This is a genomic window from Gorillibacterium sp. sgz306347 (genome assembly GCF_059735245.1).
In genome coordinates this window covers 57,330-71,159 of record NZ_JCAPET010000004.1, presented here as the reverse complement: position 1 = coordinate 71,159, position 13,830 = coordinate 57,330, and the positions used below count along the sequence as shown (strand labels likewise).

The window sequence follows — 13,830 nt, the reverse complement described above, 5'->3', positions numbered from 1 at the left end:
CTGAGGGTGAATGCGGAAGGAACGGGCAAGCGAGCGTTTTTATCCCACCTAAGGAGGCAATTATTTTGACGCAATCCAACATCAACATCCCGAACATCCCTTGGCAGGACCGGCCGGCGAACGATTCGTCCGTCGTCTGGCGCCATACGAACAACCCCCTCATCGACTGGAACCCGACTCCGAAGACGGCCCGCATTTACAACAGCGCCGTTCTTCCTTATGAAGACGGTTTTGTGGGCATTTTCCGCGCCGACCACAAGAACGGCCGCGCTCACATCCACCTGGGCTGGAGCAAAGACGGCCTGAAATGGGACATCGAAAACGAAGAAATCCAATGGGTTGACGAGCAGGGCGAACCGTATCAGCCGGGCTATGCTTACGACCCCCGCCTGGTCAAGATCGACGACACCTACTACATGGTATGGTGCACGGACTTCGGCGGCGCTTCCCTCGGCTTCGGCAAAACGAAGGACTTCAAAACGTTTACGCGCCTGGAAAACCCGTTTATTCCGTTTAACCGCAACGGCGTTCTGTTCCCGCGCAAAGTCGGCGGCAACTATTTGCTCCTGAGCCGTCCGAGCGACAGCGGCCACACGCCTTTCGGCGACGTGTTCGTCAGCGAAAGCCCGGACCTCACCTACTGGGGCAAACACCGCCGCGTCATGACCAAAGGCGGCTCCGGCTGGTGGCAAGGCGTGAAAATCGGCGCCGGCCCGACGCCGATCGAAACCTCCGAAGGCTGGCTGCTGTTCTACCACGGCGTATCGACAACCTGCAACGGCTTCGTGTACAGCATGGGCGCTGCAATTCTTGACCTGGAGCAGCCGTCGAAGGTGCTTTACCGCACCCGCGACTACCTGCTTACGCCGGAAAAACCGTACGAAACGACCGGTTTCGTTCCGAACGTCGCGTTCCCATGCGCCGCGCTGCACGATGCGGCTACCGGCCGGATCGCCATCTACTACGGAGCGGCCGATACGTATCTGGCCCTGGCTTACACCAACCGCGATGAACTGGTGGAGTACATCAAGAACAACTCCGAGCTCGTTCCGGGAGACGCTGAAATCTACCGTTAAGACTTGTCCGGTCCGCGGCGTTCGCGCCGCGGACTCCGTATAACCTATGCGAAAGGTGTGTCCAACCGAACATGAGCAACGAGAAATTTTTCGAACGGCTTGCCAAGCTGGCCGCGGACCACGAAAAGCTGGTCAACCGCCCGAACCCGGTCGCCGATAAAAGCAACGGCATTTACGACCGCTACACCTATCCCGTCGTAACGGCCGAGCATGCGCCGCTGTTCTGGCGCTATGACCTGAACCCGGATACGAACCCGCACCTGATGGAGCGCATCGGCGTCAACGCAACGCTGAACCCGGGCGCGATCGAGCTGGACGGAAAGGTCTATCTGATTGTTCGCACGGAAGGCAACGACCGCAAATCGTTTTTCGCCGTAGCGGAAAGCGATAACGGAACAGAAGGCTTCCGCTTCTGGGATTACCCGATCGTAATGCCGGAAACCGAGATCCCGGACGTGAATGTATACGACATGCGTCTGGTGAAGCATGAAGACGGCTGGATTTACGGTCTTTTCTGCACCGAACGCAAAGACCCGAACGCTCCGCACGGCGACACCTCCAGCGCGACGGCCCAATGCGGCATCGCCCGGACGAAAGACCTGAAAACCTGGGAGCGCCTGGCCGATCTCAAAACGCCGTCGCCGCAGCAGCGGAACGTCGTGCTGCATCCGGAGTTCGTGAACGGCAAATATGCGTTTTATACCCGTCCGCAAGACGGCTTTATCGAAGCGGGCTCGGGCGGCGGCATCGGCTGGGGCTTGTCCGACAGCATCGAAAACGCCGTCATCGACCACGAGACGATCGTTGACGAGAAAATTTACCACACCATCAAGGAAGTCAAGAACGGCCAAGGCCCGGCTCCGATCAAAACGGACAAAGGCTGGCTGCACATCGCGCACGGCGTCCGGAACACGGCTGCCGGCCTGCGCTATGTCATCTACGCGTTCATGACCGACCTGAAGGAACCGAACAAAGTCATTCATTCCCCGGGCGGCCATCTGATCGCGCCGGAAGGCGAAGAACGCGTCGGCGACGTGTCCAACGTTGTATTCACGAACGGTCTGGTTGTACGGGAAAACGGGGACGTTCTGCTGTACTACGCTTCCTCCGACACCCGCTGCCATGTCGCCAAGACAACCGTCGAGAAGCTGGTGGACTACTGCCTGAATACGCCGGAGGACCCGCTTCGCTCCTATGCGTGCGTCCAGCAGCGCAACGAACTGATCAAGCGCAACCTGGAGATTCTGGACCGCCCCGAGTACAGCTTCCTGAAACGGAAGGGCTGATTTGCGGCTGGCCATCGTGCGGGTTTGCATTAAGCATAACCCGCCGGAACCGGCGCCATCGAGGCGCCGGTTTTTTCTTTAGGCAAGCCGCATGGCGGGACAGCCGGTTCATCGTCTGGAAATCGGGGATGGAAACCCGGCTGCTTCCGTGTTAAGATAGCCGGGAAAATGCGGAAGGGCTCAAACGGGAGGGATGATCGGATGAAGGACGCCGGGCAAGAACGGCCGCTGACGCTGCGATACGGCAGACCGGCCGGCATCTGGGAAGAGGCGCTGCCTCTGGGGAACGGAAGAATGGGCGCCATGGTATTCGGTGGTTTCCCGCGGGAACGGTTTCAGTTGAATGAAGACACGCTGTGGTCGGGGTATCCGCGCGATACGAACAATTACGAGGCGCTGCGCCATTTGAAGCGGTCGCGCGAGCTGATCGCCGAAGGACGGTATGAGGAAGCCGAGGAGCTGATCCGCGACCGCATGCTGGGAACGGACTGCCAATCCTATCAGCCGATGGCGGATCTTATCGTGGAAGAGCTGAACGGCGGCGAACCGCAGGAATACGAGCGTGCGCTCGATCTGGACGAGGCGGTCGCTTCCGCACGCTACCGGATCGGCGGGGCGGCCTTCGAGCGGACCGCTTTTGTAAGCGCATCCGAACAGGTGCTGTGCGTCCGTTACCGCGCGGCCGACGGAGGAATGCTGCGGCTGGAGGCTTCCCTGGAATCCCTGCTGCAGCACACGGTAGAGGGCGACGAAGAAGGACTGGCGGCGCTGAACGGCCAATGTCCCGTTCACGTGGCCGATAACTGGATGGGAGACCATCCCCGCCCGGTTCGTTACGAGAAGGGAAAAGGGGTGCATTTTCAGGTCCGGCTGGCAGCCTTCGCGGACGGCCGGCCGGCACACGCCGGCGCATCGAGGCGCATCCGCATCGATGGAGCGCAGGAGGCGGTTTTCCTGCTGGCGGCAGCCTCGAGCTTCGCCGGCTTCAACAGGGAGCCGAAGCCGGACCGGGAGCGGCTGGATGAGGCAAACCGGCAGCGGCTTGCGGAGGCGGCAAAGCTCGGATACGCGGCGCTGCGCGAACGCCACGCCGCCGGTCACCGGGCGCTGTTCCGGCGGGTGGAGCTGCTGCTAACCGGCAAGCCGGGCGCGGCGGGCGAGCCGCCCGGCTGGACGGACGAGCGGCTGGAAGCATACAAGCAGGGGGCGGCGGACCCCGGCCTGGAAGCGCTCTATTACCAATACGGCCGCTATCTGCTGATTTCCTGCTCGCGGCCGGGCACGCAACCGGCCAACCTGCAGGGAATCTGGAACCACCAGGTCGAGCCGCCCTGGCACAGCGATTACACGATCAACATCAACACGCAGATGAATTATTGGCTGGCCGAGTCCGCCAACCTGAGCGAATGCCACGAGCCGCTTTTTGACATGCTGGAGGAGCTCAGCGTTACGGGCGCCCGCACGGCGGCAGTGCATTACGACTGCCGGGGCTGGACCGCGCATCACAACGTCGACCTGTGGCGGATGTCCACGCCGACCGGGGGCTCGCCAAGCTGGGCGTTCTGGCCGCTCGGCGGAGCCTGGCTGGCGACCCATCTCTGGGAGCGTTACGCGTTTACCGGGGACAAGGCCTTCCTCCGGGACCGGGCCTATCCGGTGATGAAAGGCGCAGCCGAGTTCTGTCTGGACTGGCTGGTGGAGACGCCCGAAGGAACGCTGACCACCAGCCCGTCGACTACTCCGGAGAATCTTTTTCGAACGGAGAACGGCGGGAAAAGCAGCGTTTCCGCCGGAACGACGATGGACCTGTCCATCATCCGCAACCTGCTGGCCCTCTGCGTGGAAGCGTCCGAGACATTGGGCGTGGACGACGAATGGCGGCAGGAGGCGGCCGCCGCGCTTGCCCGCATTCCCGCGCCGCGCATCGCGCCCGACGGACGCATCGCGGAATGGTCGCGCGATTATGCGGAGAGCGAACCGGGCCACCGGCATGTTTCGCATCTGTACGCCCTGTACCCGGGCCGGGAAATCCGGGCGGACCGGACACCGGAGCTGGCGGAAGCCTGCCGCAGGTCCCTCGAGTTCCGCATCGCCAACGGCGGCGGCCACACGGGCTGGAGCTGCGCGTGGCTGATCAATCTGTTCGCCCGGCTGAAGGATGGGGGGGAGGCCTACCGGTACGTCCGTACGCTGCTTGCCCGGTCGACCTATCCGAACCTGTTCGACGCCCATCCGCCGTTCCAGATCGACGGGAACCTGGGCGGCGCGGCCGGCATCGGCGAATGCCTGCTCCAGAGCGAGCCGGATTTCCTGGAGCTGCTGCCGGCATTGCCGGAAGAGTGGCGAAGCGGCCGGGTAAGCGGGTTGAAGGCGCGCGGCGGCTATACGGTTGACATCGTTTGGGAGAACGGCGCGCTGACGGAAGCCCGGATCACCGCCGCAAGCGAAGGCGTTTGCCGGATCGGCTATGTCCATCCCCTGGAAGCCGGAGGCGGTCCGGCGGCAAAGGAAGGCGCCGCAGCGGACAAGCGGGAGCCGCTTGCCGGCCGGGAGGCGGCAAACGTTCTCATGGTCGCGCTGGGCGCCGGAGAAACCTGCACGGTCCGGCCCGTTTAAAAACGGTCCGGTCCGGTGCGGACCGGGAGGGCCGTTATCGCCGCATCTGAAGTTTTGAGGGGATATTGTCTCTGATTGTAAGGGTTTTCTTTCGGCACGGCACCGGTTACACTTAACAACAAAATCCCGCAAAAGGAGCACATCATGACAACGCAGAAACCTCACCGGTTTGAAAATCCGGACCTGCCGCTGGACGAGCGTGTCCGCGATCTGGTCTCGAAGTTTACGCTGGAAGAAAAAATCGAGCTTATGATGCAGTACCAGCCGGCGGTCGAACGGCTGGGCGTCAAGCCGTACAAGCACGGCACGGAAGCGGCGCACGGAATCGCCTGGCTGGGCGAGGCGACGTCGTTTCCGCAGCCGTTCGGCCTGGCATGCACCTGGGACGAGGACCTGCTGCGCCGCGTCGGTTCGGCCATCGGGGATGAAGCGCGGGTGTTTTTCCGCCGCAACCCGGCGGTCAACGGCCTGACGCTGTGGGCGCCGACCGTCGACATGGAGCGAGATCCCCGCTGGGGACGGACGGAGGAGGCCTATGGCGAGGACCCGGCCTTGACCGGCGAATTGACGGCGGCTCTCGTACAGGGCATCCAGGGCGACCATCCGGTCTACCTGAAGGCGGTCGCCACGCTCAAGCATTTTCTCGGCAACAACAACGAAGTGAAGCGCGGCAGCTGCTCGTCGTCGATCGACCCGCGCAACATGAAGGAATATTACGAGGCGGCTTTTAAACCGGCGTTTGTCAAAGGCGGCGCCAAATCCATGATGACCGCTTACAATTCGATCAACGGCACGCCCGCCATCCTGCACGAGGATGTGCAGAAGGTAGTCAAGGACGAATGGGGCATGGACGGGTTTGTCGTCAGCGACGCAGGCGACGTCGTCGGCATTGTGCGCGACCACGGCTACCGCGACAATTATGCGGATGCGCTGGCGGAAACCGTCAAGGCGGGCATCGACAGCCTCACGGACGATCACGACATCTGCACCGCGGGCATCCGCGATGCGCTGGCGTCCGGGCTGCTGACCGAAGCCGACCTGGACAAGGCGCTTTTTAATACCTTCCGCGTCCGGTTCCGCCTCGGCGAGTTCGACCCGGAGGAGCGCAACCCATATGCCGCGATTCCGGACTCGGTGCTGATGAGCGCGGCGCACGGGGAGCTCTCCCGCGAAGCGGCCCGAAAGTCGGCGGTTTTGCTCAAGAACGACCGACAGGTTCTCCCGCTTGACCGCAACGCTTTGAGCAAAGTGGCCGTTGTCGGGCCGCTTGCGGACGTCGTGTTCCGCGACTGGTATTCGGGCTCCCTGCCCTACAAGGTGACGCCGCTTGAGGCGATCCGCGCCAAGCTGGCGGGCAAGCAGGTGACTTTTGCGGACGGCAGCGACCGGATCACCCTCGCTTCCGCAGCGGACGGCCGCAGCGTCCGGGTGGCCGGAGAGAAAGCGATGCTTACCGCGGACGCGCCCGCCGGTCAAGGAGAGGTGTTCACCCTGACGGACTGGGGCTGGAACAGCTATACCCTCCAGACGAAGGCCGGCAAGTTCGTCAACAGCACGGATGACGTCAACATGGCCGCTTCCTCCGACGAAGCGTTCGGCTGGTTTGTCAAGGAAGTGTTCCGCCTGCGGAGCCTGCCGGGCAGCCGGACCGGCATCGAGACCTGGAACGGCAGACGGGTCGCTGTAGCGGACGATGGCTCCGCCGGTCTTGTGGCGGCCGGAGAGGCCAAAGCGATTTCCTCGCTGGGCGGACCGCCTTCGGCGGAAGAAGCCGCCGCGGCGCAGCGGAACGCCGAGCGTCCGGGTATTGCCGGGGGAGCTTCGGAATTTGTATTGGAAACGGTGACCGACGGTCTCGGAGAGGCGGTCTCCGCTGCGAAGGGAGCGGACGCGGCAATCGTTATTGTCGGCAATAACCCCCTGATCAACGGCAAGGAGGAGATCGACCGGCCGGGCCTTTCGCTGGCGGAATCGCAGGAGCGCCTGATCCGCGAGGTAGCGAAGGTGAATCCCAACACCGTCGTCGTCATTGTCGGCAGCTATCCGTTCGCCTTGAACGGGCTGGAGACGGTAGTCCCGTCGATCGTTTATCTGGCGCATGCCGGGCAAGAACTCGGCAACGCGGTGGCGGATGTGCTGTTTGGCGACGCCGCCCCGGCCGGCCGGCTCAACATGACCTGGCACCGCACGGAAGCCGAGCTTCCGCCGATTATGGACTACGACATCATTCAGAGCAAACGGACTTATCAGTATTTTGAAGGGACGCCGCTGTATCCGTTTGGCCACGGCCTGACCTACGCCGAATTCGCTTATGAAAACCTCCGGGTGGAAGCGCCGGACGATTTGGCGAAGGGCGAAGCGGTGGTCAGCTTCGAGCTGGTCAACACCGGGAAGCGGGACGGGGAAGAGGTCGCCCAGCTGTATGTCCGCGTCGAAGGCTCGCGCGTGGTTCGCCCGCTCAAACAGCTGAAGGCGTTCCGCCGCCTGCATTTGAAGGCGGGAGAACGGACGACCGTCCGGTTTGCGGTTCCGGCGGCGGAATTGGCCGTATGGGATGTTACCCGCGACCGGTTCTGCCTGGAAAAAGGCATGTACCGCTTCCTGGTCGGCCGTTCCTCGGCAGACATTCGTCTGAGCGCGGAGCTGGCGCTTGCGGGGGAAACCATCCCGCCCCGCGATCCGGCACAGACCATCCGCGCGGTCAATTACGACGCCTCTGCGGGCGTTTACCTGGACGAGCATCCGGCAGGCGGCACCTGCATCCGCTCCAGCGGGAGCGAAGGCTGGCTGCGCTTTGACGACATGGCCTTTTCCGCCGGCTCGTTCCGCACGTTCGAGGCGGAAGCCGCGGGCGGTTCGCCCGGCGCGGCGCTGGAGCTTCGGCTGGACGGACCGGACGGCGAGCTTCTTGCCGGGCTGCCGCTCTCCGCTCCGGATTGGTCGTCCGTTTCGGCCGCCGCCGAGCCGCCCGCCGGGACGCGCAGCCTCTGGATCGGCCTGACGGGAGGAGCCAGCCTGGTCTCCTTTCGCTTCCTCGCTTAATACCTGCGGCATCGGGCGCCGCTTCCGTGGGGCCCGGCGCCGCCGATCCAGCTGCATGGCTGCGGTCCGCCCGCAACAAAAGAACCTGGCGCTCCATGGACGAAACCGTCCCGGGCGCCAGGTTTTTTCCATACCTGACGAGCGTTTATTATTGCGCACCTGAGAACTGGCGGTATTTTCTGCTTGCCGGCCGGGCGTTTTCTTTTATAATGGAGAGACCTGTCCGTTTATCCGATATGTAACCGCTTACGCATAAGAAAGAGGGGATCCGCGTGCTCCGCTCGCTGGTTGAAAAAACGAATAACATGAAGATCAAGCACAAGCTGATCCTTTTTCTGGTCATCGTTGTGTTTGTGCCCGTTCTTCTCGTCGGGGGCTATCTGACCGCCAAATTCCGCCAGACCGTGATGGACGATGCCCTTCAGCAAACGAAAAACAATGTAGAGAAAATCGAGCGCCGCGCTCTTGAAATTGTACGATTGCCTATTGATATTTCATCCAAGCTCATGATCGATCCCGCGGTCGACGCCATCGGCAGCACGGATTTCCGCACGTACTCGGAGGTGGTTCAGGCCTACCTTGATTACAAGGATATATCCGAATACCAGCGGTTGTTTACCGAAATTCAGAGCATCCGCCTGTACTTCGAGAATCCGACGCTGATCAACAACTGGGAATTCATCCAGCCGGACGAAACCGTAAAAATGTCGAATTGGTACCGCGAGACGATGGAGAGCCAGACGAACCGGATCAGCTGGTACCTGATTCCCGACGAAACGAAAAACAATGCCGAAAGCTTTAGCCTGGTGCGCAAAATTTTTCTCAAATCGGGGAAAAGCGGCGTGATGGTTATTGCGCTCAAACCGGAGGGAATCAACGCGATTGTCAGCCAGGAGCCGTTTGAGTCGTTTCTTTTTGACGCGCGGGGCCGCATTATCACGGCCAAGGATACCGCCTACATCGGCAAAAACATCGATTCCATCGACTTCGACATCCCTTTGGCGGACAAGCCGGCGGGCACCTACGAGCAGGACTTCAACGGACGCCGGTCCAAGATTGTGGTAGAGGAGGTGCTGCCGGCTTCCACCAACGACGGGCTGAAAATTGTGTCCGTTTTTTCCATTGCCAGCATTGTTGCGCCCGCTAACGAAACGATGCGGGAAGGGCTGACGCTGATGTTTGCGGCTTTGCTGCTGTCAATCGTTCTGATTTATTTGTTTGCTTCCTTCTTGTCCAAACGGCTCTTGCAGCTGAACAAATCGCTGAACAAAGCGGCGCTCGGGGACTTTCATTCCACCCTGGACATCGACGGGAGCGACGAAATCGGCATGCTCGCCAAGCAGTACAACTATATGGTGCGCAGCATCCGAAGCCTGATGGACGAGGTGCGGGAAAGCAACGAGCAAAAAAACCGGCTGGTGCTCCGGCAAAAGGATATCAAGCTGAAGATGCTGGCCAGCCAGATCAATCCGCATTTTCTGTTCAACGCCCTGGAATCGATCCGCATGAGAATGCATCTCAAAGGCGAGACGGAGATCGCGTCGATTGTCCGGCACCTGGGCAAGCTGATCCGCAAAAATCTGGAGGTAGGGGCGAAAGAAGTCACGCTGGAGGATGAAATCGAAGTCATCCGCTGTTACCTGGAAATCCAGCGCTTCCGTTATGGCGGCGAACGGCTTGAATACGAGCTGGCCGTCGATCCCCAGGTCCTCGGGTTTCTCATTCCCCCGCTGATTTTGCAGCCTTTGGTCGAAAATGCCGTCATTCACGGGCTGGAAGAACGTGAATCGGGAGGGAAATTGCGGATTTATGCCGAAAGAATGGAGGATTGCATTAAAATAGGCGTGAGCGACAACGGGATCGGAATCACGCCCGCCAAAATGGATCAGATCCGGCGCGGGCTGGCCGATACAGACGACAACGAAGAGCACCGGATCGGGCTGCGCAATGTGCATCAGAGGCTGATGCTGATTTACGGAGAAGCGGCCGGACTTGTCATCGAAAGCGCTCCCGAAGCCGGGACGACGGTCTCTTTCACTTTGCCGACAGGAGGGCGGAAGCATGTTTAACGTGATGATCGTGGACGATGAACCGGCGATCCGCGAAGGCCTGTGCACGCTGGTCGATTGGGAGGGCATGGGGTTCCGGGTGGCGGGCACGGCGGCCAGCGGCCGCGAGGCGCTTGAGAAGCACGCGGCGCTGTCCCCCGATCTGATGGTGGTCGACATCCGGATGCCGGGCATGGACGGCCTTCAGTTAATCGAAGAAATTCGCAAAGCGGACGCGAACTGCCACTTTTTGATTTTGAGCGGGTATGCCGACTTTGGTTACGCCAAGAGGGCCATCGGCTCCCGGGTGGGCGGGTACATCCTGAAGCCGGTCGACGAGCGGGAGCTGGAGCAGGAAATCCGCCGGTTCGCCGGGGTGCTGACGGAGGAATCCGCGCTGGCGGAGGTGCGCGAGATGGGCAGCCGCGTTCACCGGGAGAAATTGTTTTATTCGCTGCTGTTCGACGGGGAAACGGAGCCCCGAAGCACAGCTGAGCTTGCGGACGCATTCGGCTTCTCGCCGGCGGGGTGGCAGATCGTCCTTCTGGAGTCGGAAACGACGGAGCCGGGCCAAAGCCGCATGCCGGAAATGACGATTCCGGAGCTGGCGGACGCGCTGGGCGGGGAATGCGCCACGCTTACTCCCGAAGGAGCCGTGGCCGTTTTGCTGGCGGAGCCGGTCGCGTCGGACCGGGACGCCGAAGCCTGGTACCGCCGGCTGCTCGCCCTGTCCGGTCACGGGGACGGTTTGCTTGCGGTAGCCGGAAGCGCCGTTCCGGACATCGGCCGGATCCGCCACTCCTATGATGAAGCCCGCTGGCTGCTCAGGCAGCGGTTCTTCCTGGAAGGGGCGGCGCTTCACCGTTTCCACCCTGCGGGCCGCCTTCCGGCCGATGAAACGGAAGAGGAAAAGGCGGTTGACCCGGAGCAGCTGGGCGAGAAATTGTATTTCGCCCTCGACCTCGGCAACCGGCAGAAAGCGCTGGAGGCGGTGGAGGACGCGGGCCGGCGGATAGCGGCGCATATCGGCTCCGAGCAAGCCGTCAAGTCGTCGTTCGCGCGCTGCCTGACCTACGCCTTGGGCAAATTTTCGGCTTCCGGGCCGGAAACGGATCAAGAAGCGATCCGGGAAGCCCTGGCGCGGATTCCGGAGCTTTTCGCCAAACGTCGGTTTTCGGAGCTGCTCGCCGATGTCGGGAAGCAAATGGCGGAGCTGGCGGACAGAATGGGCAAGCAGAGCAACGTGCCGACGATCAAGCAGGTGCTGAATTTCATCGAGCAGCATTACGGCGACAATTTGAAGCTGGAAACGCTGGCCGAAATGTTCAATTACAACAGCGGTTATCTGGGCAAGCTGATCAAAAACTATACCGGCGAAAACTTTAACACGTACCTGGACCGGATTCGGATCAACCGTTCCATTGAGCTGCTGCAAAGCGGGATGAAGGTTCATCAGGTTGCCGCCCGCGTAGGGTATGCCAACGTCGATTATTTTCACAGCAAATTCAAGCGTTATACGGGTCAATCGCCTTCCGCGTACAAAACCAAACCGGTCCGGGGGCCGATCGAGGAATGACGTCCACCGGTGCTGCGGCCGGTATGCAATGGAGAATAACGGGCAAGCTTTCGCTCCCAGGAGCGGCGGCTTGTCCGTTTTGATTCCGTGCGGAGCTTTCAAAATCAGGTCAAAAATAGAGGGGATGAAAGCGCTTATTTTTATATGATTTTAGCATCGATTTAGACGGTATCTCCTTGGAAGCGATTTCGTTATCATGAAACCAACAGAGAGGAAGGGGAGAAACCAGATGAAATCGCTTCCGGCCGAACAGGTGGGGCAACCGGAAATCACCCGAAAGAAACATTCCTTTTGGAGCAAAATGGTCCAGCAGCGTTATCTTTATTTTATGTCGGTGCCATTCGTCATCTGGCTGATTATTTTCAGCTACATGCCCATCTGGGGCTGGCTGATGGCGTTCCAAAACTATAAACCGAGACCGGGCGTTTCGATTCTGGAGCAAAAATGGGTGGGGCTCGACAACTTCCGCCAGCTTTTCACGGACGAAACCTTTTACCTGGTCCTCCGCAATACGCTTGCGATGAGCATCCTGGGGCTTATTGTCTCCTTTACGGTTCCCGTTATCTTCGCTTTGTTGATGAACGAGCTGCGGGGCAAAGTATTCAAGCGGTCGATCCAGACGATTTCGTACCTGCCCCACTTCGTTTCGTGGGTCGTCGTTTCGGGGATTGTCTACAAGCTGCTTTCCACGGACAACGGCACGGTCAACGACCTGCTGATGTGGCTGAACATCATCGACAAGCCGATTTCGTTCATGTCGCAGGGCAACTGGTTTTGGTACATTGTGACCGGCGCCGACATGTGGAAAGAGACCGGCTGGAACTCGATCATCTTCCTGGCGGCCATGACCGGAATCGATACGGAGCTGTATGAAGCGGCGCGTGTGGACGGAGCCAACCGGTTCCGCCGGATGTGGCACATCACCCTGCCGGGCATTCGCACGACCTTCATGGTGCTTCTGATTTTGTCCATCGGCAATCTGATCAGCATCGGCTTCGAGAAGCAGTACCTGCTCTCCAACCAAATGGTCACCGATTATTCGCAGGTGCTGGAGATGTACGCCCTCAAGTACGGGATCGGGATGACCCGTTATTCCTACGGCACCGCGATCGGCATCTTCAACTCCGTCGTCGGCATTACGCTGGTGCTCCTGGCAAACGGCATCTACAAAAAAGTCACCAAAGAATCGGTTATCTAAGGGGGCGCGAAGCATGGAAAAAACGATCGGCCGCAACAAAGGCGAGCTCGGCTTCGATATCTTTCTCTACATTCTCCTAACGATTGTCGGCATCGTCACCCTCTACCCGTTCCTGAACGTTCTGGCGATCTCCCTGAACGATTCCACGGATACGGTCCGAGGCGGCATTCACATCTGGCCGCGGGAGTTCACCTGGGACAACTATGCCAAAATCATGACTTTCCCGGGCCTGCTGACCGGATTCCGCAACTCCGTTCTCAGAACCTTGATCGGCACGGTGCTCGGCGTGCTCAGCGCCTCTATGGTCGCTTATGTCCTGAGCCGCGTTGATTTTCAGGCGCGGAAGCTGTTCTCGACCATGTTCGCCCTGACGATGTACTTCTCGGGCGGCATGATTCCGACGTACATGCTGATGCGGAATCTGGACCTGATCGGCACCTTCTGGGTCTACATCATCCCCACCCTGCTGAGCGTCTGGAACGTGTTCGTCATCCGGTCGTTTATCACCGGCCTTCCTTATGCCTTGCAGGAATCGGCCAAAATCGACGGAGCGAACGACTTCAAGATCTTTTATCGCATCGTCCTGCCGCTCTGCCTGCCGGTTCTGGCGACCATCGCCCTGTTCGTGGCGGTCGGCCAATGGAACTCCTGGTTCGATACTTTCCTGTACAACAGCTCGAAGGATCATCTGACCACGCTGCAGTACGAGCTGATGAAGGTTTTGCAAAGCACGCAATCCGGCAATAACAGCGACCTCGCGCACAACCCGAACGCCACGAACCTGACGAGCGCGGTTTCGCCCGAGTCGATCAAAATGGCCATTACCATTGTTTGTACCGTCCCGATCCTTCTGGTTTATCCGTTCCTGCAAAAGTATTTTGTCAAAGGCATGACGGTCGGCGCGGTCAAAGCGTAACCCTGGTATCAACAGGACCCCCTGTTATACAATAGATTCCTTCACGCTTCAAACATAAAAAAGGGAGGCATA

At 60.2% G+C, this 13,830-nt stretch carries 8 protein-coding genes; all 8 read left to right on the top strand.

Going from position 1 to position 13,830, the window contains the following annotated elements; translation table 11 throughout:
• Positions 1-65 precede the first annotated feature (65 nt).
• The 8 genes from AC6I6H_RS03980 (at position 66) to AC6I6H_RS03945 (ending at position 13,758) form a co-directional block, all read left to right on the top strand.
• Positions 66-1,076, top strand: a complete 1,011-nt coding sequence (locus AC6I6H_RS03980) for a glycoside hydrolase family 130 protein (RefSeq protein WP_497951587.1) — start codon at positions 66-68, stop codon at positions 1,074-1,076.
• A gap of 71 nt (positions 1,077-1,147) precedes the next feature.
• Positions 1,148-2,362, top strand: a complete 1,215-nt coding sequence (locus AC6I6H_RS03975; RefSeq protein WP_497951585.1) for a glycoside hydrolase family 130 protein — start codon at positions 1,148-1,150, stop codon at positions 2,360-2,362.
• A 201-nt stretch (positions 2,363-2,563) separates the two neighbouring features.
• Complete coding sequence (locus AC6I6H_RS03970; protein ID WP_497951583.1) at positions 2,564-4,978, top strand: glycoside hydrolase family 95 protein; 2,415 nt, start codon at positions 2,564-2,566, stop codon at positions 4,976-4,978.
• Between the two features lie 144 nt (positions 4,979-5,122).
• Positions 5,123-8,020 carry a glycoside hydrolase family 3 C-terminal domain-containing protein gene (locus AC6I6H_RS03965; protein WP_497951581.1) on the top strand — a complete coding sequence of 966 codons (2,898 nt, stop codon included), beginning with the start codon at positions 5,123-5,125 and terminating at the stop codon, positions 8,018-8,020.
• A gap of 272 nt (positions 8,021-8,292) precedes the next feature.
• Entirely contained in the window at positions 8,293-10,089 is a 1,797-nt protein-coding gene (locus AC6I6H_RS03960; protein WP_497951579.1) for a sensor histidine kinase, read from the top strand.
• Positions 10,082-11,644 (top strand): response regulator, encoded by a 1,563-nt coding sequence (locus AC6I6H_RS03955; protein ID WP_497951577.1) that lies wholly within the window; start codon positions 10,082-10,084, stop codon positions 11,642-11,644. Before AC6I6H_RS03960 ends, AC6I6H_RS03955 begins: the two co-directional genes overlap by 8 nt.
• 229 nt (positions 11,645-11,873) lie before the next feature.
• Positions 11,874-12,842 carry an ABC transporter permease gene (locus tag AC6I6H_RS03950; protein ID WP_497951575.1) on the top strand — a complete coding sequence of 323 codons (969 nt, stop codon included), beginning with the start codon at positions 11,874-11,876 and terminating at the stop codon, positions 12,840-12,842.
• A 13-nt stretch (positions 12,843-12,855) separates the two neighbouring features.
• Positions 12,856-13,758: a carbohydrate ABC transporter permease gene (locus AC6I6H_RS03945; RefSeq protein WP_497951573.1), complete on the top strand. Its 903-nt coding sequence runs from the start codon at positions 12,856-12,858 to the stop codon at positions 13,756-13,758.
• Positions 13,759-13,830: the final 72 nt, after the last annotated feature.

Coding starts and splice junctions, on each gene's coding strand:
- AC6I6H_RS03975 (WP_497951585.1), top strand. CDS start 1,148: ATGAGCAACGAGAAATTTTTCGAACGGCTTGCCAAGCTGGCCGCGGAC.
- AC6I6H_RS03970 (WP_497951583.1), top strand. CDS start 2,564: ATGAAGGACGCCGGGCAAGAACGGCCGCTGACGCTGCGATACGGCAGA.
- AC6I6H_RS03965 (WP_497951581.1), top strand. CDS start 5,123: ATGACAACGCAGAAACCTCACCGGTTTGAAAATCCGGACCTGCCGCTG.
- AC6I6H_RS03955 (WP_497951577.1), top strand. CDS start 10,082: ATGTTTAACGTGATGATCGTGGACGATGAACCGGCGATCCGCGAAGGC.
- AC6I6H_RS03950 (WP_497951575.1), top strand. CDS start 11,874: ATGAAATCGCTTCCGGCCGAACAGGTGGGGCAACCGGAAATCACCCGA.
- AC6I6H_RS03945 (WP_497951573.1), top strand. CDS start 12,856: ATGGAAAAAACGATCGGCCGCAACAAAGGCGAGCTCGGCTTCGATATC.